This is a genomic window from Marinicella litoralis, from assembly GCF_002591915.1.
GTDB lineage: Bacteria > Pseudomonadota > Gammaproteobacteria > Xanthomonadales > Marinicellaceae > Marinicella > Marinicella litoralis.
The window spans coordinates 283,549-308,660 of record NZ_NIHB01000003.1 but is presented as its reverse complement, the minus strand read 5'-3'; the positions used below and the strand labels follow the sequence as shown (position 1 = coordinate 308,660).

Sequence of the window (25,112 nt, the reverse complement as noted above, 5' to 3'; positions counted from 1 at the left end):
GAAGTATTCGAAACTATTGTTCGGTCTTGGTTTTTTTGGATTTTTTGATTTCAGCTTTTCTGGTATAAACCAATTCAATTGATTGGTCTTCACCTTGCGTTGTTTCAAGGTTTAGAAATTGATTGATGCGGTATTTGAGCATCCAAAAGCCCAATCGATTGAACAAGCCCTGGTTGTACGAGACATAAAGCTTGTCATTGATTTTCTTACCTGCTTCAACCACCGTGTCTGCCGCGACTGCTGATTCTCGTAGGGTCAAAACATCAATACCAAATTGGCTTTGAATTTGATTGAAAATCGGACTGCTTTGGTTCAGCCCCATAACAATGGCCGCTTGTTTCAATTGTTCGCCATTTAAGCTGCCTGAATTATCAATGCCACGACCTGTCATGATGTAAGACAGTTTTTCAATGTCAGACAAACTGGGTTCAGAAAACAGGTTGGATTGTAAGTTGTTAACTGTTCCGCCCAGTTCAACACCAGCGATGACATCGCCTGAAATCGATTTTCTACTGGCTTTGACATTTAACCTGGGATTATCAAGTGGGCCGGTGAATAACAGCTCACCTTGGCTGATATCCAGCTTTTGTCCATATATTTCATAACTGCCATCACTCAATGTCAATGTTCCCTTCCCTGCCAAGGATTGGCTTTGCTGCTGTACCAATTGTATGGAACCCATTAAGCCTGCATTCAAGCCAATCACATCCAGTTTGATCGGATCTTTGATTTTGGCATTGATATTCATGCTAATTGGGTACTTACTGACAGTTTCTGATGCTGTGGTATGGATTTCCAAGTCGTTTGAGTTACTGATGCTACTGGGGGGCAATTGATTGATCGTGACATGTCCGGAATCAATGGTCAAATCGCCCGTTACATCCATGGTTTTGTGGGTGGCTTTGATGGTCAATGCTGGGGTGATGTTGAACTTGGCTTCAGGTAAGTTTAACAACATAAAATTTTCACCTGTGATGTCGCCCGAGTACTGCCATTGTTTATCGGGGCTTAATTTCAGTTTTCCGCTAGATGCTATTTGACCTTGATTCAGACTGGCTAAATTGTTGCCAGAAAGTTCGATGGTGTATACAGGTTGTTGGATGCATTCGGTGCCAATGTTAAGTTGTAAATTTTCTATCAGTGTTCCCAGACGAGTTAACACCAAATAACCATCAGGCTGGCTTAAATTTAATTGGATGTTGGGTTTGACTAAGGGACCATTGATTGAACCACCAATCTTAATTTGTCCTGCTAATTCTTTGATTTCATCAGACATGTTTTTAATCAATTCAGTGCTGTAAAACATGCCTTCAATGGTTGAGTCGATCAGCCACCCTTGGTTATTGGGGTTTTCAAGCCTGGCTTGAAGTTTCAGTGTGCTGTCATCAGCCAATTCAGTATTGATGGTTATGTCTACATTTTGATGGGTGGTCTTGGCGCTAATTTCAAACACTTTAATGCTTGATTGATACACCGTTTCTTGCTCATTTTGGACCAAAATTTCTCCACCAATCATTGATACTTTGGATTCAATATTAAAATCATCGGTATGGTACTGAAAGGCTGAAACCCCTTGTAACTTACCGTTAAGCTTGATGTTGTCTGGCAAAAACACTTGCAGGGGTTTTAAACTGAATGCATCCAGCGTCAAAGATCCTTGGTAGTTATCGTCTGTTTGATTGATGTCATTGAGTTCCACACACAGGGTTCCGGCTTCCACACCTTGCCAACACCCTGCCGCAATACTGATGCGATCGGCGATTTTGATGGCAATGGGCGCCTGTAATTTGATTGTTTTATCGGTATCAACGGTCAATTCATGGCTGTTGATTTGTCCTTGCCAAATGGCTTGTTTGTTTGATGCTTGGTTGTCATATTGTCCGGTGAAGTTCAAACGACTGTTGACTTCATTGTTTTCCAGCATCAATTCAACTTCATGGTCAGCCAGCCAGCCCGTTTGATTCACTGTTATGTGCTCAAATAACTGTCCAGCCAAAGTGGCATTTTCGGCTGTGATTACAGTGACCAAATTTTTATTCCATTGACCTTGGCTGTTGATGGTCAAGGTGTTTACTTGGTAGTCAGCATAAGTGATTTGTTGGCCGTTTAAAGTGGTTTTTATTTCAGGCTCAGTATAATGACCTGAAACTTCTACTGAACCCACAAGTTGACCCCTTAATGCATCATCTATGACACTCAAATCAACCCAGTCCACCACTGCATTCATCGCCACGGTTTGTTCATTAACTGTCCCATTGAGCAAGACATGGTTTGCGCCCAGTTCAATACTTAACTGCTCTGCTACAAAGGTATCACTGGCATAATTGGCTGAACCTGTTAATGCAAATACTTGTCCTTTGAGTTGCCCCGTTAATGAATTGTTTTGGGTGCTTAGAATCAGTCCTTGTTCGGTCAATGTCAAATCCAAGTCAATGGTGCCATCAATCATTCCAGGCCAAGCTTGTAGTAATTGTTGGGGATTAAATTGTGTGAGTTTAAGTTGACTCTGGATGTGTAGTTGCTTGCTCCAATCAATGGTAGCTTGTAAATCTATCAATCCTTCAGGTGTTGTGATTTGAGCCAATTCAGTGGCAATTTTTTCGCTGTTACCGGATGCTTGGAGTTTGATTTGACTGGCAGGTAAATTAAGGTTGTTGATGGTATTTGGGCTAACCTCTGCATTCAATACCAAGTGATAGTCGTCCAAATCTCCACGCAACTCAGCAGCTACATCCTTGAAACTGAAACTTTGTTGATTAAGCATGAGATTTAAATCGGCTGCATTGATTTGTAGATCAAATTCAGGCTTAAGCTGTAAGTTGTTCACCTGACCTTGCAATGCAAACTCGCCCTGCAGCTGTGTTGATTCGACTTTCATTGTTTGCTTGAACTTTATGCGTTCAAGGTCACCTTCAATCGGACCACTGCCATCCAATTGTTGACCATCGAGATGACTGTACCACTGTGCATCAAGCAAAAATGCCAAACCTTGGCTGTAATCCAAAGTTCCCGTTTGACTTAAACCATAATCAGCGGCTTGAATGTTTAAGCTGTTGATTGTTGCTGTTTGGGGTTCAATCAATGCAGACAACTCAATCAAATCGAACGTATTGCTGGCTTCGTTTGAAACCAAGGTTAGTTGACGCAATGTGGATTGTTTGAGGTCGATGGTTAAAGGCAACTCAACACCACTGAAAGGCTGACTTTCATTTTGCGCTTCTGTGGCTTTTAATGGCGTTATAGTGACGCCATCAATCTCGACTTCACTGAGTGTTATATGTCGATTCAACCAATTCCATTTGGATTTATATTCTATATTATTTACTTTTATATCAATAGTTTGGTCTTTATATCTCAAGTTGTTTATAACAAGACCATTTGATATCTTTCCACCCATACTGTCATAAGTCAAATCAATATCCGCAAAATTGATGGCATGCCTAATGGCCCAATGGCTGCCTGACTCACTGTTGATAACATAAATTAACAACAAGTACAAAAATAACACCACCAACAAAATCAGGTACAACAGGTATTTGACCACATTTTTTATTGTCTGGGCCACATTCATAAGTCAGGCCCTATGGTCACATGTAACCGGAAATCTGTGGAGTCTTGGTTCAATGGAACACCCACATCGACACGAACGGGCCCTATGGGTGAAAACCATCGAACCCCAGCGCCAACGCTGTATTTAAAATCAAATTGACTGGAAAAGGCATCACCGAAATCGGTAAACGCCGCCACAGCCCATTGGGGGGCAAATTGGTGTTCAAATTCAATGCTGCCCACGGCCAAGTGTTTGCCACCGGCCAAATCACCAGAGGCATTAAAGGGAGAAATACTTTCATAATCAAACCCTCTGATACTTTGATCACCACCTGCGAAAAAACGATAGGTGGTAGGCATTTCATCAAAATCACTGCTGGCGGTGGCACCAAACTGAGCTCGATACAACAGTCGGTTGGAATCACCCAGGGAATGGATGAATTTACCTGACAGCGTTAATTGAGCAAAAGAGGCGTCTGACAGCACATCCTCAGAAGCCCCTTTAAGTTCAGTTTGTATTTTGAATCCCCGTGATGGACGAGCCAAGCTGTCTGCATCGGTTAATGACCAACTGATACCCGGAACCACCAACAAGGATTCGCCCTGCTCAACTCCCGTATCAAATGTTTCATGCAAAATATCGATGAAATTGATGTTCTGCCACCTGTTGTTGTGAATGCGGGTTTCACTGAAACCGAGTTTTGAGGTTTGACTGTCTACATTATCGGTTTGTTCGTCTCGATACCCCAGTTGAATGTTGTACCATTTAGATGCTGGCCTTTCACTTGATGGAATTTTATAAGCAGTGGCCATCTCATTGCTCAGTTGTGACAGGTTAAGGTGGCTGTTGAACTGGTGTCCACGGTCATTGATGCGGTGGTTGTTATACTTAAACGATGCTTTGGCGCCACGGTCTGTAGAATAGCCGAAGCCAACAGAATAGTCGTATTTCGCCGCCGGCGTTACCTTGATGGTCAGTGGAACGGTCGCATTGTCCTTGGCTGATTCATCGATATCAAACAACACTTGATTGAAATATCCATATGAATTCAGTTTTTGTTTTAGTTGGTACAGCTGACTTTGGGTGATGTATTGATCAGCTTTGAGGTTGATCATTTTGTTAATCAAATCGACAGTTAAAAATGGCTCATCAATTTCAATTTTTACATGACTGATTTTGTATCTTGGACCTGGTTTAAACAACAAACTGATGTCAGCTTGGTTTTTTTCGGGATAGGCATCGATTTTTTGACTGGTAAAACTGGCATCTAAGTAAAACTTTTCATTGGCCACATCAAGCAACTGTGCTTTCAATCGTTCATATTTAAGTTGTTTCAATGGCTGGCCACTTTGTAATTCATGTTGGCTTATCAATTGGATAAAGTCTTTATCATCGTTTTCGATTAATTGAATGTTTGATTGATTGATGATGGTTAATGGTCCCAAATTGATGTTAAGCGTGATGGTTTCACAGTTTGCTTGCGGAGGTGCTTGTACTTTGACCTCTGTATTGAAATACCCAAAGGGTTGCGCTGCCGATTGTACCAAACTCAGTAAATCTTGATATTGTCGGCTGATGGTCGAGGTGATGGCCATACAGTCATAGGTTTTTGTTTCCAAAAACGCCAACACATTGTCCTTGATGCGGTCATTGCTGACCTCCACTTTATAACTCATGGCGTGACTGGTCATAGACAGCAAAACCAACACCCACATCATTATTATCCAATTCAATGGTTTATTAAAATTAATTTTCATGAGTCATTAAAACCAGCGGCTTTTTTTGAACCAGACCAACAATAAAACCGTTAGGCTGAGACTGAAAATAATGATGTACCAAAATGCTTTGTGATCCTCTAGGCCAGGCATACCAGCAACGTTCATGCCAAAAAGACCAGACAAGAACGTCAATGGCAGGAAAATAACCGAGATAATAGCCAGCAAATACAAGCGACTGTTTTGTTGGTGGCTGATGTTGGCCATGAAATGCTCTTGTAACATCAAAGCCCGTTCACGCATTAAATCAAGGTTTTCAATCAGTTGCATGAATTTATCAGCATAAACAAAAACCTGTTCATAGAAGCTTTCACTGAACAAAGGTGACTTATATCGATACAATTTTTCAAGGGCTTCTTTTTGAGGCAGTAAATAGCGTCGTATGTTGGCAATTTGTCGCCTCAATTGATTCATTTGTGGATTGAACTCAGTTAACTTGCTTTCATCAATTTGATCTTCAGCTGAGTCGATTTTTTGATCCATTTTGTCCACAAAATCATCGGTTAATTTAGCCAGGTTTTCAATCAGTGTAACCAGCAATTGTTCAGTGTTTTTTGGACCGTGATTTTGATCAAATTCTGACCTGATGTTGCGTACGGATTGGCTGCCATGATTTGAGCTGGTGATGACCGTTTGTTTGTTCATCCAGAGGCGGATTGAAATCATGTCTTCAGGGTGCTCATTGTCATTGAAATTGATTCCACGCAAACACAACAACAACTCATTGTCGTTCACTTGTGCCCTGGGTCGGGTCTCACTGTTTAATAAGGTCATCCGTGCCTGATCAGAAAGATCACTTCTTTTTTTAATCCAGTTTCGGGCTGTTTTATCGGTGTACTTCAAGTGATGCCATACCACCTGTTGGTCATTCGCATTGTCAACAGTTTCGCTGGCACCGCCTTTTCCATTGAGGTAATAAGTGGTTATTTTAGTTGGATTCATCAGGGCTTCTCGTTCTTTTTCATCTTGGACAGCTGACTGGGATCGGTAAAATTAACATGTACATCTCTTTGTGGATAAGCCACCACTATATTGTGATTGTTAAATGCTTGTTCAATGGCACAGCGAATTTCACTGCGAACCAATCTGGGTTCTTTGCCTGATTTGACTGAAATCCAAAAGAAGGCATCAAAAACCAGGGAGTTGTCTCCAAAATCCTCAAACACCACCACCGGTCCAGGATCATCTTGTACCAAATGATGATCGGTAACTACACGCATCAGTTGATCTTTAACCAATTCAACGTCAGAACCATAAGCCACACCCACACGAACAGAAGTTCTGATATACGGATCATTGAGCGTCCAATTGATTAATTTTGATTCTAAAACTTGGCTATTAGGTACAATGATTTGTGCGCCATCATTGCGCCTGATTTGGGTCGATCGGTTACCAATTTCAATGATCACTCCGAGGTAACCATCCATTTCAATCACATCACCCATTCTGATGGGTTTTTCTGACATCAAAATCCATCCACTGAGAAAGTTTTCAATGATGGTTTTGGCACCAAAGCCAAAACCAATGGCGACGGCTCCTGAAATGAATGCAAAAGTGGCTAAAGGTATACCCAAATAGGTCAACACCGACAAGATAACCAGTACCACCATAGAAAAGAAAATGATGCGCTGAATGATGGCCTTGCTGTCTTGACTGATGCGGGTTTTACTGAGTAATTTCCTGACAATTAAAAAAGCCATTAAGCGACTCACAAACCAAGAAACAACCACAAAAGTGAATGAATAAACAACCTGTAGCCAAGTGATGACTTGCTTGTCTCCGAGGGTAAATGCCGTGTTGTTGAGAAAATCTAACATGGATTAATTATAGGCCAAACCAGATTAAATAATAGTTATTAATAGTTGAAATTATAGCTAGTTAGCTGAGCAGGTTTACCCTCAGTTGATGAAAATTTTTGACAATTTTCTGATTGGCCTAATTTCAAATATTAGTTCTGAATTGACGATCTTGCTGTATGTGCTTTTATGATTTGAGTTTTTTTATTGAAAAACTTGATTAATCCATGACTTTTGTGAGTGTTAGCTTGAACAGCAAGACAAACCCAATTGTATCGGAGGGCATTTTACCGTCCCAAAGGAACAATAAACACAGCAATCACCTTTGTTTGGCTCTAGCACAGCCTCACAAAATGAGCATTCATAAAACCATTGGCAAGCATCTGATGGCATGATTTCATTTTTTGCTTGCTTGCAATGTGGGCAGGTGATGGTTGATTCTAGATAGAGTTTTTTTTGCATGAAGTTATTACTCTGGTTTGATTTGGGCAGGATATCCAGACAGGGTTGCGGCCTTTACAATCAAGTCTATTGATGTTTTATCTGGGTCGAAATTGACCAATGCTGATTTACTTTCAAAATCGACAGTGGCATCAATCACTCCATCAACATTTTCTATGGCCTTTCTGACCGTGATGTCACACATTTTACATGTCATGTTATCAATAGTTAATGCGACTACTTGATTGGCTGCCATTGCGCCAGTTGACGTTATTAATATGTAAATTAATACCATGACTGTAAATACTTTTTGTTTATTCATTTTGTAGCTCCTTTGGATTCAATCAATGATGTATTGGGCATAATATTGGAAGGTAATCATGCTCAGTAATATACAGCTGACAATCCAAAAAATAATTCTTTGGTTTCTTAGCACCTTCCTATCTGCACAGATGTTTTCCTCATTACATTTTTCTTGAGTAATATAAAGCTTATAAAACACCCAACATAATAAACAGACTGTAATAAAGATAAAATATAGACTGTATGGCTCCATGGCCGTTAATGAACTGATCCAGGTACCACTGACACCTAGGCTGAGTAAGAGCAATGGGCCAATACAACAAGCGCTGGCCCCGATGGCCGCAAAACCTGCTGTAATTAAGGTTTTTTTATGAGTGGTCATGAATCTTTAAACAGTTGATAAAGCCCTATTGTAAACTCCGTAGTTAGCTACAGAGTCAAGGTGAATTTACCAATGATTCAATCAGTGCACAGTGATTTGTATTTTCTGTTTCATTGCAGGCATCAATCATTTCATCCAACCCAGTTTTTATTGCGGTCAAACCTAATAATTGTGCTTCAATTTTTTGCCTTTTTTCTATGGCCAATGTTTTCACATCATGACAATTGCTTTCACCTAGGTGCAAAAGCGATTTGATTTCAGCAAGAGCAAATCCAAGTTGTTGTGCACGTTTGATGAATTTAATGGTATTAACAAAAGTGGGTTCATACTGTCGAAAACCAGAGATGGGTTTAATCGGCTCTTTGATCAGTTTTATGCGTTGATAATATCGGATGGTTTCTACATTCACCCCAGCCAGTTTAGCTAGTTTGCCAATTGTCAATGAAGGATTATTGGTCATGTTGATTGTCTCTCGAAAAAGCCATATTGTGCATGTATGGTATAAACTTATGTTTACATCTAAACTTGCATCAAAATTTTTAACTACAATTTAAAATCAATTCGTACCTCAGTACGGTCGCAAGTATTTATCTTTTGAGGTATTCAAGATTCGCTTGTGCGGCTTAATCATCCGACAATTCACTTGTGTTTAATACGATAACATTGGTGAATTTTAGAGCCTTTAAAATCTGGGTCAAAACTCTCTTTGGTCACATCTTCAATATTGTATTTTTCTTTGATATCAGAATCTAAAACAAATTTCCTGAAGTTGTTAGAGAAGTATAAAACACCCTCCGACGACAATAAATTCATACAAGCGTTAATCAAATCAGAATGGTCTTTTTGCACTTCCCAGTCTTCTTCTCTTGAGTGCGAATTTGAGAATGTGGGTGGATCAGCAATGATGACGTCATATTCGGCTTTTGATCGTTGTAAAAAAGTCATGACATCAGCACGGATAAATTCATGTTGGCGATTTCTTAACCCATTGAGCGCAAAATTTTCTTCTGCCCACTTTTGATAAGTTTTAGAAGTGTCCACGCTGGTGACTGCCGCTGCATTGCCTTTGGCCGCTGCCACTGAAATGGCTCCGGTGTAACTGAATAAATTCAATACCCTTTTATTGGTCGAACACTGCTCAATCTCATGCCTTAGCCACCGGTGGTCAAGAAATAAGCCCGTATCTAAATACTGTTCCAAATCGACCAAATATTTTCGCCCTTGTTCATTGATAACGAAGCGGTCTTCTTCATCATTGAATTTATCGTATTGATCATTGTCTTTTTGTATTTGGCGGGTTTTAAGGTGAATTTTTTCGGTCTTAGGCTGAATCACCGATTGCACTGCCAACATCACTTGGTTCAAATGGGCCAAAGCTTTTTTCGGTTCAATGGTTTTAGGTGCTTTGTATTCTTGGATATGCACGTGGTTTTGGTAACAATCTATGGCCACCGCATATTCAGGCAAATCAGCATCATACAGCCTGTAAGCTTCTATACCTGCTGTTTCCAACCAATGATTCAAGTTGTTTTGATTCTTCTTTAACCTATTGGCCAGCATCTGTGCTGAAGCCGGCAAAGCAAACAATTGACCTTCTGGTACATTAAGTTGACTGTCTTTGTTGACATCGAACAAACGCAGTTGAATGGGGATATTACCATTCAATAAAGCATAGGATCCTGTACCACGAAAACCCAACAACCAGCCCTTGGCCTCATCTGGAGTCAATACCGCTGCCTTGGCATCATTGACTTTGCTTTTCAGCCAATCTTTCAGTTGAATCCAGCTAGACAAATAATTTTTTTGTAAGCGCACCCCATAAGGTGGATTACACACAATCACATTGTTGCGTGGTGGGATTCTGAATTTATCCAATGTTTGGTATTGAAAACTGATGCGCTTATTGTGAGGCATGTTTGCCAAGTTATCATTGGCTTGGCTGATGGAATCTTTATGGTGGTCGACGCCTATCATTTGGCCTTTGAAGTTTTCCATCCCTTGCGCTGCGCGTGATTCGGCATCTAGCATCATTTGTGTCCATTTGTGGCTGTCAAAGTGGATCCATGAAAACAAGGCATGACTTTTTAAATTCAAATTGGGGGCTATGTCACAAGCCATCTGCCAGCCCTCAGTCAATAAAGTACCTGATCCACACATGGGATCAATCAAATTATGACTGTTTTTAGCCGCTTCAGGCCACCCTGCCCTGATTAATACAGCAGCAGCCAAGTTTTCTTTTAACGGTGCCAGTGTGTTGGTACCCCGGTATCCGCGCTGGTGCAGGCTGTGTCCAGTGATGTCTTGGTAAATATCAACTTGCTTGAATTTAATCCGCATGTATACACTTAAATGACCATCGGACTTGACCACTTTGGGTCTGATTCCAAACTCATCATTCAATTGGTCGCATATGGCGTCTTTGGTGACTTGTGATGAAAAGTGGGTGTTTTTTAATTCTTTATTGGTACCATTGAATTTAATCGAAACTGTTCTTGGAATTTCTTGGCACTGTTTGGCCCAGTCTATCCCCATCACTGCGTTGTACAAATCCTTTTTGTTGGCACATATGGCCGAATTCAATTTGATGTAAATGCGATTGGCCAACCGAGACCACATCACTGCTTGCAACATCACATCTGCGGAGGCAGTTAAGTGGACGCCAGCCAAACCTTCCGCAACTGCTGTCGCACCCACAGACAACAGTTCATCTTTGAGTAAAAGTTCCAAGTGTTTGGGGCAGGAAACAAAGGCATTTAATTCATTCATTTTAATTCTGATTGATGTGTACTTGAATAATATCAGCCATATCAGCTGTTTTCTTTCTGGCAGCATTCAATGACCGTGCAGTGGCCAAACACACACCCAAACGCCGCTTACCATTGATTTCTGGTTTCCCAAATAAGCGCACTTGAGTGCCACGCTGAGTCAGCGCTTGGTCAACATGACTGAATGTCGGGTTTTTACCCGTTCCTTTGCCAACAATGACATGTGAAGCTGAGGGGCCATTTTGTTCAATGGTAGGAATGGGCAGGCCTAAGATGGCTCTGACGTGTAATGCAAACTGACTCAAATCTTGTGAGATCATGGTGACCATTCCAGTGTCATGTGGCCTGGGCGATACTTCGGAAAAAATCACTTCATCTCCACGAACAAAAAGCTCCACGCCAAACAATCCATAACCACCCAAGGCATCGGTTATTTTTTTTGCAATTTCTTTGGCTTTGGCCATGGAAACATCAGTCATGGGTTGTGGCTGCCAAGACTCCTGATAATCGCCATCTTCTTGACGATGGCCAATCGGTTCACAAAATGAAGTGCCGTCTTTGTGTCGGATGGTCAATAAGGTTATTTCATAATCAAACTTAACGAACCCTTCAACAATAACTCGTCCTGCACCTGTGCGACCACCACTTTGTGAATAGTCCCACGCTTTATCGATGTCGCTTTCATCTTGAATGGTTGACTGACCTTTGCCTGATGAACTCATAACTGGCTTAACCACACAAGGAATGCCAACTTGATTAACCGCTTTAACAAATGCGTCATAATCATCTACAAAGGCATATGAGCTGGTGTTTATTTCTAATTCTTCAGCGGCTAAATTTCTGATGCCTTCACGATCCATGGTTAGACGAGCGGCATTGGCTGTTGGTACCACGTGGAAACCTTCTTTTTCGAGCTCACAAAGTTCTTTGGTTGCTATGGCTTCAATTTCAGGCACAATCAATTCAGGTTTAACCGATTCAATCACTTTTCTCAATTCTTTACCGTCAGTCATATCGACCACCACGGCTTCATCGGCCACATGCATGGCTGGTGCATTGGGATATCTATCGGCTGCAATGACATGTAATCCCAGTCTTTGGGCTTCAATGACGACTTCTTTACCAAGTTCTCCAGATCCCAGTAACATCATCTTGATGGGTTCAGTTCGTTCGGGGCAAAACAAATGTTCCATGTTATATTTTAAGTGTGAATTTATCGATTCGGCATTATATCATCAATGAAGTTCAGTAAAGTCATAATGAATTGAAACATTGACGAATTTTCAAGGTCTATCATGACCGAAGTGAACGACTTTCATTGAGCAAACTGGAAATAACTTGGCTATCAAGTTATCATGTTGCTTTTTATTAATATGCCTTGAGGAATGTATGAAAAAATCTGTACTCTTTATAATTCTGGCTTTATCCAGCACTCAGATACTGGGCCAAAATACATTGGTTAAAATGGCAACCACTGAAGGGGATATTTACCTTCAACTGGCCGATGACAAAGCGCCTAATTCTGTAAAAAACTTCCTGAGTTATGCCAACGAAGGGTTTTATAATGGCACCATATTTCACCGAGTCATCAGCACTTTTATGATCCAAGGTGGTGGTTTCACAGAAGATTTAGAACGCAAACCAACCAAAGACCCCATTGAAAATGAAGCCAACAATGGTTTGAAAAACCTGCGTGGCACCATCTCAATGGCCAGACTGCCTGACCCCCATTCTGCCACAGCTCAATTCTTTATTAATGTTCAGGACAATGCTGCCTTGAATTTTACCGGCGAACAAAACACCAACACTTGGGGCTATGCTGTTTTCGGTCAAGTGGTTCGAGGTATGGATGTGGTTGATGAAATCAGATTCACGCCAACGGCGGGTAAAATGCCTTTCAGAAAAGACGTGCCAATTACCAATGTAGTTATTAAGTCGGTTGAAGTAATTGACCGTTTACCTGCGACTGATTCAGTTGATTAATGACCACATTTTTTATTTCAGATTTACACCTGTGTGACCAACAACCACACACCAGCAAATCCTTTATAAACTTCTGTAAAAACAAAGCCCGAGACGCACGGGCTTTGTATATTTTGGGTGATTTTTTTGAATACTGGTTGGGAGATGATGCTTTGGACAAAACGGCTCAAACTGTCCAGCGAGAACTGAAGTCATTAACCCAGTCCGGGATTGCTGTTTATTTTATGGCAGGCAACAGGGATTTTTTATTGGGTGAGCAATTTGCCACTTCATGTGGTATGAAAATAATTGAAGAACCTCATGTGATTCAATTAATGGGACAATCGGTGCTGTTGGTACATGGTGATGCAGAATGCACAGATGATTTGCCCTATCAAAAAGTCCGGTCAATGTTCAGAGACTCCTCCTGGCAAAAAGAGTTCTTAAGTTTGCCCATTGAACAAAGGATTGCGTTTGCTCAACAGGCCAGAGAACAAAGTCAGCAGCACACCCAAAGTTCATCAACAGAAATTATGGATGTCAATACAGCAGCCATTGATTCATTGTATAAAAAGCACCAAGTCAAAACCATCATACATGGACACACCCACCGACCTGCTGTTCATCAAAACCAATCATACACACGCATAGTGTTGGGAGATTGGCATCACCAAACCAGTTATTTGGCTGTGGATGAAGCTGGTTTTCAGTTGATTAATCATTAATTAAATTGGTTAACGCCATTCCTTTGTTTTACTGAGGTTTAAGTCAAGCTAATCTGTCTACAGGTGATTGGGTTTAATGTCGATTCATGATAAAATCTCGGCCATATAATTTAATCAGAGATTGAGAATGACCGTATTTAATCAATTGCTTCAATTAAGAAGTGCAAAAGGCGATGTAATAACCAAAGGTTTGAGTGATGAAAATGTAAAAAAATTCATTGCTTGTGATGAGAGTTTGGTCACAGCCATTAATTCAGCGACCGAAGAATTTGAAAACGTCAAAACTTTGTATCCAGAATTAATTGATATGGATGAGCAAGATCAATTGGAATTCATCCATGCAGATTTCATCAATTTTTATGCTGCAGACGCCGTAAACCCTTATGTGGCTTTGGCAGGTAAAGGTGCCTGGGTCATTACCCTCAAAGGTGCCGTATTACATGATAATGGTGGTTATGGCATGTTGGGTGCCGGCCACGCAGCTGATCACGTGCTTGAAACCATGGCCAAACCACATGTCATGGCTAATATCATGACACCAAGCTATTATCAAAAAAGATTGTCTGATTTACTGAAAAAAGAAATTGGTAAAGGCCGTGATGAATGTCCATTCACCAAGTTCATCTGTATGAACTCTGGATCTGAAGCAGTTACAGTGGCTTCTAGAATTTCAGATGTCAGTGCGAAAAAACAAACCGGTATGGGTGGTGATAATTATGGGAAAACCGTAAAAATCATGGCTCTTGAAGGCGCATTTCATGGCAGAACTGATCGTCCAGCCCAATACTCTGATTCGTCGCTGAAATCATATAAAAAGAATTTGGCTTCTTTCCAAGGCAGAAACAACTTAATTACTGTGCCGATCAATGACATCGAAGCTTTGAAACAAGCTTTTGATGATGCGGCCAATAACAATGAGTTCATTGAATCGTTTTTCATGGAGCCGGTGATGGGTGAAGGCAATCCAGGTATGGCGATTACTCCAGAATTTTATGCCACAGCCAGGGCGTTGACGGAACAAAACGGAACATTATTCTTGGTTGATTCAATCCAAGCTGGTTTACGAGCACAAGGTTGTTTGTCGATATGTGACTATCCTGGTTTTGAAAACTTACCAGCGCCAGACATGGAAACTTATTCGAAAGCCATGAATGCAGGACATTACCCCATGTCAGTATTGGCCTTGAATGAAAAAGCCGCCAGTCTTTATGTGGTGGGTATTTACGGCAATACCATGACAGCCAACCCCAAAGCGTTGGATGTGGCATACACCGTTTTGTCTCATTTAACAGAAGAAACTAAAAACAACATCCGCGAAATGGGTCAATTATTCGTGACCAAACTCAAAGCTTTGCAACAAAAAATGAACGGTGAAATCACCAATGTTCAAGGCACTGGATTGTTGTTCTCCTGCGAATTGGATCCTGAATTCAAGGCATATGGTAAAAACAGCATCGAAGAATTCCTGCGTTACAACGGTTTAGGTGTTATTCATGGCGGTGAAAATTCATTGCGCTTTACCCCACATTTCAACATCACAGAAGCTGAGGTTGATTTGATTGTTGAGGGTGTTGAACATGCTTTGATTCATGGCCCCAGAGCCCACTCGCTAGACAAGGCAAGTTGAAACCATTTAATCATCAATACATTAAAAGCCACTTTTTAGCAGTGGCTTTTTTAAGGAGTTTTTAATGCAAACGCACTCAATTAAAAGTTTACTCAATGACACCGTTGAGACTGGCACGGCGGTAGAAATCAAAGGATGGATCAGAACCACCCGAGATTCCAAAGGTGGATTCTCCTTCTTGGTGGTTCATGATGGCTCTTGTTTTGACGGTATCCAAGTGGTGGCCAATAATGAGCTTGATAATTACGATGACATCTTAAAACTATTCACTGGTTGTTCAGTGATTGTTCAAGGTGATTTGGTGGAATCAGGTGGTAAAGGCCAGAAGTTTGAAATTCATGCCAAATCTGTTGAAGTGGTTGGGTGGGTTGAAAACCCTGACACTTACCCTGTTCAGCCGAAACGACACACCATGGAATTCTTGCGTGAAGTGGCTCACTTAAGACCACGCACCAATACGTTCAGTGCCATGATTCGGGTACGCAATACCATGGCACAAGCAGTACACCAATACTTTAGCCAGAATGGTTATTTTTGGTTACATACACCGATCATTACTGCCAGCGATTGTGAAGGCGCGGGAGATTTGTTCAGGGTTTCAACCTTAGACATGATGAATTTACCGAAAACAGACAAAGGCGAAATAGATTACTCACAAGACTTTTTTGGTAAGGAATCATACTTAACAGTTTCAGGTCAATTGAACGCAGAAACCTATGCCTGTGCTTTAAGTAAAGTGTACACCTTCGGCCCTACTTTCAGAGCTGAAAATTCACACACCCAAAGGCATTTAGCCGAGTTTTGGATGATTGAACCAGAAGTGGCATTTGCAGATTTAAACGATGTGGCTCAATTGGGCGAAGATTTCCTGAAGTTTTTAATCAAAAAAGTGTTAGAAAACAACATGGATGACATGAAGTTTTTCAACGGTTTTGTTGATAAAACTGCCATACAAAGGTTGGAAACACTCAGTGACGATACTTTTGAAAGGGTTAATTATGCAGACGCCTTAGAAATACTTAAAGCCTCGGGTCGAAAGTTTGATTACCCAGTTGAATGGGGCTTGGACTTACAAACTGAGCACGAACGCTTTTTAACTGAACAACATTTCAAGAAACCCATTGTTGTGATGAATTACCCTGAAGAAATCAAACCTTTTTATATGCGCATGAATGACGATGGTAAAACCGTGGCTGCCATGGATGTTTTGGTTCCTGGTATTGGTGAAATCATGGGTGGTGCACAGCGTGAAGAACGTTTGGATTACCTATTAAAAAGAATGGAACAGCACAATTTAGATCCAGCTGAATACAAATGGTACACTGACTTAAGGCGTTATGGAACGGTACCACATGCTGGCTTTGGTGCAGGTTTTGAAAGATTGGTCAGTTATGTTACGGGCCTTTCAAACGTCAGGGATGTGATTGCATTTCCCAGAACACCAGGTTCTGCTAAATTCTGATTAAACCTGAATAAGGTCGAAAGGGGTGGCATTGGCCACCCTTTTTTTTAGCTGAAACTGTCTTTTTTTTTATGCCTTAGACTAAATACTCTATCATTTATTCTTTATAATGCACACGATTTCAACCATGATAACCCCATGCAATCTGTAGAAACATTTTTTGACCACTTGTGGCAACAATACACCGACATCAACCCTCAGGCCCATGCCATTCATGCACTGCTTCAAGCTCGTGGTGAAACCGTGGTAAATGATCATGTGGCGCTGCGAACCTTTAATACTGAAAAATTGGGCATTGATCGCTTGTCTACAATTTTTGAAAACATGGGTTATGAAAACCGTGGCAGTTACGATTTCACGGCCAAGCAGTTGAATGCCTATCATTTTGAACACAAAGAAAATCCTAACCACCCTAAAATTTTTATCAGTGAGTTAATCACCGAATCGTTTTCTGATGAGTTACAAGCTATCGTGCAAAAAATTGATGATCAAGTTGATGCTGCTGAAGTGTTTGATGAGGACTTTCTTTATACAGGAAGACCTTGGAATTTAACTTTTGATGAGTACATTCGCCTATTACAAGAAAGTGAATACGCGGCTTGGACTGCAGCTTTTGGCTACCGAGCCAATCACTTCACCGTTTCAATCAATCATTTAACCACTTTCTTTGACATTCAATCATTGAATCAATTTATCTTGGACAATGGATTTGCGATGAATGAATCAGGTGGTTTGATCAAAGGCACGCCACAGCAACTGTTGGAACAATCCTCAACCATGGCACCAATGGTGAATTTAGAATTCAGTGATGTCAATCATTTGATTCCCAGTTGTTTTTATGAGTTTGCCAAACGATATCCCACTGAATCAGGAAAATTATACCAAGGATTCATCGCCGCATCGGCCGACAAAATTTTTGAAAGTACCAACAGCATGTAACTTGCTATTTCAATAAATAGGAACTGAATGACTCGGTTCCTTTTTACCTGCAGCATCTGATTTTCATCAATCAAAGACTGACTTGTATCAATGTATTAACCAGGCTTGCCATCAACCCGAGGCTTCAACCAAATAGGTAAATACCTCACTACAAACAGGGCATAGGCCCCTATCCATAAACTACCAGAAAGCAAAATCACATTTAAGTAAGCGATGACATCCAACAGCGGCAATACCACCCTGCTTGTAGCGGATAAAACCAATAAACAGAAACAATACCCGAGTATTTGGGGTGGTTGGTGTAAATTTCTTCATTAAACAACAAGCCACAGTACAGCCTGTTAATAATGTAAAAGGTGCTTACAAAAAATGTAAACACCTGGTTAAGCTTGGATGATTAATCTTGCTGTTCTAATTTAGCCCATGAATCACGCATGGTGACCACTTGATTAAAAACAGGCTTGCTGGTTTCGTGGGTTTTGTCTCGTTTAAAATAAGCGTTGCGCTCAAATTGATACACCACATCAGCCTCTTGAGCTGCAATTCCAGGTTCCAGTAAAGCATTGGGTAAAATTTTCAATGAATCTGGGTTGACTGCATCCATAAAATTATCCAATGATGCCGGATTGGGGTGATTAAACAATCGATCATACAACCGCACTTCAATTGGCTCTGCATGAGCGGCTGAAATCCAATGGATGGTGCCTTTGACTTTGCGGCCGTCTGCAGTACCTCCACGACTTTCAGGATCATAACTACAACGCAGTTCAATGACATTGCCAGCTTCGTCTTTGATGGCTTCATGACAAGTGATGTAATAAGCATGACGTAACCTGACTTCCCTGCCCTCAGTTAAACGGAAAAATTTGCGATTGGCATTTTCTTTGTAATCATCTTGTTCAACATAAATGACTCGGCTGAATGGAATCTCTCTACTACCATAAGATTCATCTTGTGGATGGTTTGACCCTACCAACATTTCAACTTGATCTTCTGGGTAATTTTCAATCACCACTTTCAATGGGTTCAAAACCCCCATCACGCGTGGTGCTGTTTTATTCAAGTTATTTCGAATCACATCCTCCAACACTGTCATTGATATAACTGATTCCTTTTTGCTGACACCCACAGTCTTAACGAACTCTCTGATGGCCGCTGGTGGATAGCCACGCCTTCTTAATCCCGAAATCGTTGACATTCGCGGGTCATTCCAGCCATCTACCACGCCTTGCTCAACCAATTGACTCAACCTTCTTTTTGAAGTGATGGTGTAAGAAACATTCAGTCTAGAAAATTCAATTTGTTGAGGGTGGCAAGCAATATCAATGTGATCAATGACCCAATCATACAATGGCCTGTGATCTTCAAACTCTAGGGTACACAAAGAATGTGTGATGCCTTCTATGGCATCAGAAATACAATGGGTAAAGTCATACATGGGGTAAATACACCATTCATCACCTGTATTGATGTGATGCATGCGCTTGATTCGGTAAATCACCGGATCACGCATATTGATGTTTCCTGATTGCATGTCAATTTTGGCTCGCAATACTTTGCTGCCATCAGAAAATTCACCTGCTTTCATGGCTCTGAATTGAGCCAGGTTTTCTTCAACAGTGCGGTTTCTGTACGGGCTTTCAATTCCGGGACGGTTAAAATCACCACGATTTTCGCGAATTTCTTCAGGCGTTTGATCATCCACATAGGCCAAACCTTTTTCAATCAGTTGTTCTGCATAAGCATACAACTGGCCAAAATAATCTGAAGCATGGAATTTTTTATTTTTCCAATCAAATCCCAACCATTTGATGTCTCGCTGAATAGACTCTGCATATTCCTTGCTTTCTTTTTCCGGATTGGTGTCATCAAACCTAAGGTGACATGTGCCTTGGTAATCAGCTGCCACGCCAAAATTCAAACAAATAGACTTGGCATGTCCAATGTGTAAATAACCATTGGGTTCTGGTGGGAACCTGGTCACAATGTGGTCATGTTTTTTTTGGGTTAAATCTTCATCAATGATGTGCGTGATGAAGTTTTCAGTTACGTTTTTTTCTGTCATGAAAATTTCAGATCTTGGGATAATAGTAAGTGCTGTATTTTGACAGTAAAACCCATAAAAATCGACCCTGAATTGAGGATATAGTGACTTTAAAAGTGTTGGTAAGTTAAAATCATTGAATAAATAAAAAAAGAGGATCAAATAATGAAATCAAAAACCATCACTTACTTGTTGGCAATCATCATCTCAGCACCAACAATCGCGGCTGATGTCTTAGAGCCTCAAACTCGGTCAGCCGTTAATTTTGATTTATCACTGCCACTTCATATGATGGCGCCAAAACCCATTGTTATTGAGAGATTAAGGGGTGGTTCAATCATTGATCCAGGCGTCATCAGTAATGATTCTGATGCGCCTTTTTTCGATGATCCGGCACTACAAAGTGCTTTAGGGCAACTGCCAGGCCCTGTCAAACAATCTGATTTCTTTGCATTGGACAATATATCTGGTGTTTCACCGCCTGATCCAACAGGCGATGTTGGCCCCAATCATTATGTCGCAATGACCAATTTATCATTTGCTGTTTTGAATAAATCAGGAACCCTTTTATATGGTCCAGCGGCCAATAACACCGTTTGGTCTGGTTTTGGTGGTGCCTGCGAAAATGAAAATTCGGGTGACCCCATTGTTTTGTACGATCAAATTTCTGATCGTTGGTTGTTGTCACAATTTACCTCAGCTGGCCCCCAGTATTATAACTGTGTAGCCATTTCACAGACTTCTGACCCAACCGGTGCTTATTATCGATGGGCCATCTTGAATAACAATGGTCCAGGCAACGGTAACCAAGACTTGTTTCCAGATTACCCTAAATACGGTATATGGAGCGATGCGTTTTATATATCAACCAGAGATTTCAGTGGTGGTTCCTATGAAGGTGTAGGCGCTTATGCATTAAACAGAGCGGATTTAGTGTCTGGTAACCCTTCACCAGGCATCATTTATTTTTATGTTCCCAGAGGAACCAGTCCATGGCAAGTTGGTGATGGCTTGTTACCTGCAGACCTTGATGGAATGACATTACCACCCAATGGTTCTCCTCAATATTTTGTTGGAACCATGGATGACGGTGCCGGCTACTCTGCCGCTGAGGATGCTTTGACTTTTTGGGAATTTCATGCAGATTTCAATAACATAAGCAATTCCAGTTTTACCCGTACTGCCATCATCAGTATGACTGATATTGACACTCAATTTCCATGTGTCAGTGGCAGAAATTGCATACCACAGTTGGGAACAACCAATGGTATTGACATCCAGTCTTACCGCCAAAGACCCCTACACAGATTGGCGTATAGAAATTTTGGTTCCCATGAATCATTGGTAACCAATCAATCAGTAGAAGCCTCTGCTGGTATGGCTGGCATTCGTTGGTGGGAAATCAGAGACTTAGATACCACACCCACTTTATTTCAGGAAGGCACTTTCGGTCCTGGAGCCACAGACGGCATTCATCGATGGATGGGGTCAATAGCTCAAGACGGTGATGGCAATATGGGACTGGCTTACAGCGCATCCAGTGCCAATATGAATCCAGCCATCCGATTTACTGGACGTTTGGTCAGTGACTCACTGGGTGTAATGGACAGAACAGAAGGATCAATCATTGAAGGTACTGGCAGCCAAACGGGTTCTCAACGATGGGGCGACTACACATCCACCAATATCGACCCACTTGATGATTGTACTTTTTGGCATGTCAATGAATACTTGAATGCCAATGGTGGTGATTGGCAAATACGGGTAGGCTCATTTAAATTTGACGAATGTGGTGACCCTGGCTTTTACTTAAATGCCACCACCAGCTCCCAAGCCATCTGTGTTTCTGAAACAGCCAATTATGCATTAACCGTGGGTCCCGTTGGTGGGTTTAATGACTCAGTCACTTTAAGTGCCAACGGAACACCAGGGGCTGCAACCAGCAGTTTTACAGTCAACCCAATTCCCTCACTTCCTGGAAACACCACATTAACCATTGGGAACACCGCAGGATTATCTACGGGAAATTATGCCATCAGTGTCCTCGGTACAGCAGCAGGTGTCAGTAACCAATCAATTGATTTATCGCTCAATGTTTTCGCCATGCCTCCTGAAGTTGTCACATTGGACTCACCAACAAATAATGCGGTGGCGGTCGACTTACAACCCAGTTTAAACTGGACCGGGACCAACGCCCTAAATTACACCGTTGAAGTGGCCTCTGACAGCAACTTTAACAACATAGTTTTCAGTGATGTGCTCAGTAGCAATACAGTGGCGCCAACCAACAGCCTGGCTTCCAATACCACTTACTATTGGCGCGTTAAGTCAGCCAACAGTTGTGGTGAAAGTACATATTCATCCGTTTATGTGTTCACCACCATGCCGGCTCCTGGCGATTGTCCCTTGATTGTATCTACAGCCAAAACTGCCTACGCCAATGATTTTGATGGCGATGTGTCTGATTGGGGTTCGAGCAGTTTAAACGGCAGTAACAGTTGGGATATTTCCAATAACCAATCAGTTTCAGGTGCCAACTCTTTTTATGCAGCAGACATTGGAACGACCAGTGACACGGTGTTGATTTCACCACAAATCACCCTGCCATTGCTTGATGAATTACAGAACAACCTGACTTTACAATTTTGGAATAAACAAACCATGGAAAGCAATGGAGCAGAATGTTGGGACGGTGGGATGATTGAAATTTCTACCGACAGTGGTAACAATTTCACGCAAATCAGTAATGATAAATTATTAACAGACCCATACGATGGACCCTATACAAGTGGTCTATTGTCAGGTGCTGATGCATGGTGCGGTGACCCACAAGCTTGGCTAAATTCTGTTATCGACTTGACAGATTGGGCAGGTATGAACGTGGTATTTAGATTCCGGATAACCACAGATGGATCCGTTGCTCGTGAAGGCTGGTATCTTGACGATTTTAAGGTCCAATCCTGTGAATATCCAGACTTGATCTTTGAAGATGGGTTTGAAGCACAGCTTTAATCACGCAGCAATATCAGTTATCAAGGAGTGTTTAAAGCACTCCTTTTTTATACAGAGAACAGTTTCTTATCATCAAGCCTCAATGCAGTCAGTTGACCACCCCAAACTTTTCCTGTGTCCAGACAAGTTACATTGTTGTCTTGATAAAAACCCAATGCAGACCAATGTCCAAACACCAGGTGTTTTTCTGTGTTGGAAATGCTTTCAAATTGAAACCATGGTTTCAATGATTTCATCGTGCTGATCTTTTTATTTTCGGAAAAATTCAAACGGCCATCGGTTTTAACAAAACGCATGCGAGTACAGGCATTAATAAAAAAACGATGGGTGGAATTCATGTCCAATGAATCAATCCATTTACTGGGTTTGTTGCCATACATTGCAGCAAGGAATGATGAAGTGTTGCTCACCAATTCCTGCTGAGTATTGGCAGCCAAAGCTTTGAATTGGCTTAAGGTCCACAACGGATATAATCCGGCATGGTTAATAAAGTAGTCATTGGTTTCAATATAAAAAGGCCGCTGTAACAGCCAGCCAATCAATAAGGAGACATCACTGGCTAAAAAAACTGCATTGAACTCCTTGTTTGTGCCTATTTTTTTATCACTGAAGTACTTACTCAACAGGCTCAAATCATGGTTGCCTAATACAGTGTCACAACTATTTTGGTGGGCATAGACCCAGCGCAAAACATCGAGAGACTTACCACCACGATTAACCAAGTCACCACAAAAGATCAATCGATCTACTTTGGGGTCATAGTTAATCAGTTTTGTTAATTGCATCAATGGGTCGAAACAGCCTTGCACATCGCCGATGACATAAGTAGCCATATCAGTTAAACACCATATTTTTGTCGATAATTGGCCACTTTGTTCAACTTATTTTCGTCTCCTTGTAAGTAATCAAATAACGAATCTAAATTGGCAATACTGATGGTAGCCAAATCAAATGTTTGTGCCAGTTCTTGCATGGCAGATAACTCGCCATCGCCCTTTTCCTGTCGATCCAAGGCCACCGCAATACCAACCACTTCTGCAGCTTGTTGGTTAATCACTACAATAGACTCACGCACAGAAGTACCTGCAGAAACCACGTCATCAACAATCAATACATTGCCTTGTACTGGAGCTCCAATGAGCACCCCTCCTTCACCATGGGATTTTTTTTCTTTGCGATTGAATGCCACTGGTATATTTTCATCATACAAACGATACCAAGCAACAGCAATGGCAGTAGCCAAAGGAATGCCCTTGTAGGCTGGGCCATACAACATATCGAACTTCAGTCCTGACGATTTGATTGTTTGGGCGTAGTATTCGCCCAGTAATGACAATGAATAACCATCATCAAATAATCCAGCATTAAAAAAATAGGGACTGACCCTCCCTGATTTCAAAGTAAATTCCCCAAATTTAAGAACTTTTTTCTTGATGGCCAGCGCCAGAAACTCATGTGCAATATTCATATCAATATCTATTTTGATCAAGGATGTTATCATCGGAGAACTGATGTCATTTTTCAAGTGTTATAATTCGTGCTTTTGATAAATGACCTTAAAATGAAAATCATAACCCTCAATGCCAACGGTATTCGTGCAGCACAAAGAAAAGGCATGTTTGACTGGTTCAAAAAACAAAACGCCGATGTTTTGTGCATTCAAGAAACCAAAGCACAATTGGACCAACTGGACCCCAAATTATTTATTCCTCAAGGTTATCATTTTTACCAAGCGGATGCCGTAAAAAAAGGCTATTCAGGCGTCTCTGTATATACCAAACATCAACCTGAGGCCGTAAATTATGGCATTGGATGGGACTTGTTTGACAATGAAGGAAGGTGGTTACAGGTTGATCTGGGACATATCATTGTCGTTTCCTTGTATTTGCCATCTGGATCTGCAAAAGATGAAAGACAAGATTTTAAGTATGTTTGTATGGAACGCTTAGAGGCGGTTTTGCAACAACTTAAAAAAACTGGCAAACCCTTTGTGGTTTGTGGGGATTGGAACATCGCTCACAAAAAAATAGACATCAAGAATTGGCGTGGCAATCAGAAGAATTCAGGTTTCTTACCTGAGGAACGTCAGTGGATGACTAAACTGTTTGATGAGTTCGAATTGGTTGATGCATTCAGAGAAGTCGAACCTGCAGAGGAACAATATTCTTGGTGGTCAAACCGAGGTCAGGCTTGGGCCAATAACACGGGATGGCGGATTGATTATCATGTGGCCTCTCCTTGCTTAGCAGGCAAAGCAAAAACAGCCAGCATTTATAAAGAAGAGCGGTTTTCAGACCATGCACCTGTAATTATTGAGTACCAGCTATAA

At 41.2% G+C, this 25,112-nt stretch carries 20 protein-coding genes and 1 pseudogene; 7 read left to right on the top strand and 14 right to left on the bottom strand.

Annotated features, from left to right (window positions below):
* Nucleotides 1–13 precede the first annotated feature (13 nt).
* The 10 genes from CCS90_RS11570 to purT form a co-directional block, all read right to left on the bottom strand.
* Nucleotides 14–3,565 (bottom strand): translocation/assembly module TamB domain-containing protein, encoded by a 3,552-nt coding sequence (locus CCS90_RS11570; RefSeq protein ID WP_180236527.1) that lies wholly within the window; start codon nucleotides 3,563–3,565, stop codon nucleotides 14–16.
* Nucleotides 3,566–3,567: 2 nt separating this feature from the next.
* Entirely contained in the window at nucleotides 3,568–5,307 is a 1,740-nt protein-coding gene (locus CCS90_RS11565) for an autotransporter assembly complex protein TamA (RefSeq protein WP_099019706.1), read from the bottom strand.
* Between the two features lie 6 nt (nucleotides 5,308–5,313).
* On the bottom strand, nucleotides 5,314–6,267 hold the full coding sequence (locus CCS90_RS11560) for a CorA family divalent cation transporter (protein WP_099019705.1): 954 nt from the start codon (nucleotides 6,265–6,267) through the stop codon (nucleotides 5,314–5,316).
* Nucleotides 6,267–7,142, bottom strand: a complete 876-nt coding sequence (locus CCS90_RS11555) for a mechanosensitive ion channel family protein (protein WP_099019704.1) — start codon at nucleotides 7,140–7,142, stop codon at nucleotides 6,267–6,269. Before CCS90_RS11555 ends, CCS90_RS11560 begins: the two co-directional genes overlap by 1 nt.
* A 222-nt stretch (nucleotides 7,143–7,364) precedes the next feature.
* Nucleotides 7,365–7,583: a GDCCVxC domain-containing (seleno)protein gene (locus tag CCS90_RS15175; protein ID WP_099019703.1), complete on the bottom strand. Its 219-nt coding sequence runs from the start codon at nucleotides 7,581–7,583 to the stop codon at nucleotides 7,365–7,367.
* 7 nt (nucleotides 7,584–7,590) lie between these two features.
* A complete protein-coding gene (locus tag CCS90_RS11545; RefSeq protein WP_099019702.1) occupies nucleotides 7,591–7,884 on the bottom strand; it encodes a cation transporter in 294 nt (97 codons plus the stop codon).
* Nucleotides 7,885–7,902: 18 nt separating this feature from the next.
* Nucleotides 7,903–8,247, bottom strand: a complete 345-nt coding sequence (locus tag CCS90_RS15225) for a mercuric transporter MerT family protein (RefSeq protein ID WP_099019701.1) — start codon at nucleotides 8,245–8,247, stop codon at nucleotides 7,903–7,905.
* Between the two features lie 55 nt (nucleotides 8,248–8,302).
* Nucleotides 8,303–8,707: a MerR family transcriptional regulator gene (locus CCS90_RS11535; protein WP_099019700.1), complete on the bottom strand. Its 405-nt coding sequence runs from the start codon at nucleotides 8,705–8,707 to the stop codon at nucleotides 8,303–8,305.
* Between the two features lie 179 nt (nucleotides 8,708–8,886).
* Nucleotides 8,887–11,013 (bottom strand): bifunctional 23S rRNA (guanine(2069)-N(7))-methyltransferase RlmK/23S rRNA (guanine(2445)-N(2))-methyltransferase RlmL, encoded by a 2,127-nt coding sequence (rlmKL, locus tag CCS90_RS11530; RefSeq protein ID WP_162846882.1) that lies wholly within the window; start codon nucleotides 11,011–11,013, stop codon nucleotides 8,887–8,889.
* A 1-nt stretch (nucleotide 11,014) separates the two neighbouring features.
* Nucleotides 11,015–12,205 carry a formate-dependent phosphoribosylglycinamide formyltransferase gene (purT, locus tag CCS90_RS11525; protein WP_099019698.1) on the bottom strand — a complete coding sequence of 397 codons (1,191 nt, stop codon included), beginning with the start codon at nucleotides 12,203–12,205 and terminating at the stop codon, nucleotides 11,015–11,017.
* 196 nt (nucleotides 12,206–12,401) lie between these two features.
* On the opposite strand from purT, the gene CCS90_RS11520 reads away from it, so the two are divergent.
* The 5 genes from CCS90_RS11520 (at nucleotide 12,402) to CCS90_RS11500 (ending at nucleotide 17,727) form a co-directional block, all read left to right on the top strand.
* Entirely contained in the window at nucleotides 12,402–12,995 is a 594-nt protein-coding gene (locus tag CCS90_RS11520; protein ID WP_099019697.1) for a peptidylprolyl isomerase, read from the top strand.
* Nucleotides 12,995–13,699, top strand: a complete 705-nt coding sequence (locus CCS90_RS11515) for a UDP-2,3-diacylglucosamine diphosphatase (protein WP_099019696.1) — start codon at nucleotides 12,995–12,997, stop codon at nucleotides 13,697–13,699. Before CCS90_RS11520 ends, CCS90_RS11515 begins: the two co-directional genes overlap by 1 nt.
* 127 nt (nucleotides 13,700–13,826) lie before the next feature.
* The gene (locus CCS90_RS11510; RefSeq protein WP_099019695.1) at nucleotides 13,827–15,326 is read left to right on the top strand and encodes an aminotransferase class III-fold pyridoxal phosphate-dependent enzyme; all 1,500 of its coding nucleotides are present in this window, start codon (nucleotides 13,827–13,829) and stop codon (nucleotides 15,324–15,326) included.
* Nucleotides 15,327–15,390: 64 nt separating this feature from the next.
* Nucleotides 15,391–16,788 (top strand): asparagine--tRNA ligase, encoded by a 1,398-nt coding sequence (gene asnS / locus CCS90_RS11505; RefSeq protein WP_099019694.1) that lies wholly within the window; start codon nucleotides 15,391–15,393, stop codon nucleotides 16,786–16,788.
* Nucleotides 16,789–16,926: 138 nt separating this feature from the next.
* Nucleotides 16,927–17,727 carry a DUF1338 domain-containing protein gene (locus CCS90_RS11500; RefSeq protein WP_099019693.1) on the top strand — a complete coding sequence of 267 codons (801 nt, stop codon included), beginning with the start codon at nucleotides 16,927–16,929 and terminating at the stop codon, nucleotides 17,725–17,727.
* Between the two features lie 95 nt (nucleotides 17,728–17,822).
* On the opposite strand, the pseudogene CCS90_RS15220 reads toward CCS90_RS11500, so the two are convergent.
* Both CCS90_RS15220 and CCS90_RS11490 read right to left on the bottom strand, forming a co-directional pair.
* A pseudogene (locus CCS90_RS15220) lies at nucleotides 17,823–18,026 on the bottom strand (NnrS family protein); the annotation flags it as partial.
* Between the two features lie 98 nt (nucleotides 18,027–18,124).
* Nucleotides 18,125–19,792 carry a glutamine--tRNA ligase/YqeY domain fusion protein gene (locus CCS90_RS11490; RefSeq protein ID WP_099019691.1) on the bottom strand — a complete coding sequence of 556 codons (1,668 nt, stop codon included), beginning with the start codon at nucleotides 19,790–19,792 and terminating at the stop codon, nucleotides 18,125–18,127.
* Nucleotides 19,793–19,936: 144 nt separating this feature from the next.
* On the opposite strand from CCS90_RS11490, the gene CCS90_RS11485 reads away from it, so the two are divergent.
* Nucleotides 19,937–22,783 carry an Ig-like domain-containing domain gene (locus CCS90_RS11485; RefSeq protein ID WP_099019690.1) on the top strand — a complete coding sequence of 949 codons (2,847 nt, stop codon included), beginning with the start codon at nucleotides 19,937–19,939 and terminating at the stop codon, nucleotides 22,781–22,783.
* Between the two features lie 47 nt (nucleotides 22,784–22,830).
* On the opposite strand, the gene CCS90_RS11480 is transcribed toward CCS90_RS11485, so the two are convergent.
* A complete protein-coding gene (locus tag CCS90_RS11480) occupies nucleotides 22,831–23,616 on the bottom strand; it encodes a symmetrical bis(5'-nucleosyl)-tetraphosphatase (protein WP_099019689.1) in 786 nt (261 codons plus the stop codon).
* Between the two features lie 5 nt (nucleotides 23,617–23,621).
* Nucleotides 23,622–24,251, bottom strand: a complete 630-nt coding sequence (pyrE, locus tag CCS90_RS11475; RefSeq protein ID WP_099019746.1) for an orotate phosphoribosyltransferase — start codon at nucleotides 24,249–24,251, stop codon at nucleotides 23,622–23,624.
* 93 nt (nucleotides 24,252–24,344) lie between these two features.
* Here pyrE and CCS90_RS11470 point away from each other — a divergent pair, with 93 nt between their 5' ends.
* The gene (locus CCS90_RS11470) at nucleotides 24,345–25,112 is read left to right on the top strand and encodes an exodeoxyribonuclease III (RefSeq protein ID WP_099019688.1); all 768 of its coding nucleotides are present in this window, start codon (nucleotides 24,345–24,347) and stop codon (nucleotides 25,110–25,112) included.

What these genes read in the sequence shown, in the direction of transcription:
- rlmKL (WP_162846882.1), bottom strand. Translation starts at nt 11,013, where the DNA reads ATGAATGAATTAAATGCCTTTGTTTCCTGCCCCAAACACTTGGAACTT.
- CCS90_RS11515 (WP_099019696.1), top strand. Translation starts at nt 12,995, where the DNA reads ATGACCACATTTTTTATTTCAGATTTACACCTGTGTGACCAACAACCA.
- CCS90_RS11560 (WP_099019705.1), bottom strand. Translation starts at nt 6,267, where the DNA reads ATGAATCCAACTAAAATAACCACTTATTACCTCAATGGAAAAGGCGGT.
- CCS90_RS15225 (WP_099019701.1), bottom strand. Translation starts at nt 8,247, where the DNA reads ATGACCACTCATAAAAAAACCTTAATTACAGCAGGTTTTGCGGCCATC.
- CCS90_RS11490 (WP_099019691.1), bottom strand. Translation starts at nt 19,792, where the DNA reads ATGACAGAAAAAAACGTAACTGAAAACTTCATCACGCACATCATTGAT.
- CCS90_RS11545 (WP_099019702.1), bottom strand. Translation starts at nt 7,884, where the DNA reads ATGAATAAACAAAAAGTATTTACAGTCATGGTATTAATTTACATATTA.
- CCS90_RS15175 (WP_099019703.1), bottom strand. Translation starts at nt 7,583, where the DNA reads ATGCAAAAAAAACTCTATCTAGAATCAACCATCACCTGCCCACATTGC.
- purT (WP_099019698.1), bottom strand. Translation starts at nt 12,205, where the DNA reads ATGGAACATTTGTTTTGCCCCGAACGAACTGAACCCATCAAGATGATG.
- CCS90_RS11520 (WP_099019697.1), top strand. Translation starts at nt 12,402, where the DNA reads ATGAAAAAATCTGTACTCTTTATAATTCTGGCTTTATCCAGCACTCAG.
- CCS90_RS11555 (WP_099019704.1), bottom strand. Translation starts at nt 7,142, where the DNA reads ATGTTAGATTTTCTCAACAACACGGCATTTACCCTCGGAGACAAGCAA.
- CCS90_RS11470 (WP_099019688.1), top strand. Translation starts at nt 24,345, where the DNA reads ATGAAAATCATAACCCTCAATGCCAACGGTATTCGTGCAGCACAAAGA.
- CCS90_RS11565 (WP_099019706.1), bottom strand. Translation starts at nt 5,307, where the DNA reads ATGAAAATTAATTTTAATAAACCATTGAATTGGATAATAATGATGTGG.
- pyrE (WP_099019746.1), bottom strand. Translation starts at nt 24,251, where the DNA reads ATGAATATTGCACATGAGTTTCTGGCGCTGGCCATCAAGAAAAAAGTT.
- CCS90_RS11535 (WP_099019700.1), bottom strand. Translation starts at nt 8,707, where the DNA reads ATGACCAATAATCCTTCATTGACAATTGGCAAACTAGCTAAACTGGCT.
- CCS90_RS11500 (WP_099019693.1), top strand. Translation starts at nt 16,927, where the DNA reads ATGCAATCTGTAGAAACATTTTTTGACCACTTGTGGCAACAATACACC.
- asnS (WP_099019694.1), top strand. Translation starts at nt 15,391, where the DNA reads ATGCAAACGCACTCAATTAAAAGTTTACTCAATGACACCGTTGAGACT.
- CCS90_RS11480 (WP_099019689.1), bottom strand. Translation starts at nt 23,616, where the DNA reads ATGGCTACTTATGTCATCGGCGATGTGCAAGGCTGTTTCGACCCATTG.
- CCS90_RS11485 (WP_099019690.1), top strand. Translation starts at nt 19,937, where the DNA reads ATGAAATCAAAAACCATCACTTACTTGTTGGCAATCATCATCTCAGCA.
- CCS90_RS11510 (WP_099019695.1), top strand. Translation starts at nt 13,827, where the DNA reads ATGACCGTATTTAATCAATTGCTTCAATTAAGAAGTGCAAAAGGCGAT.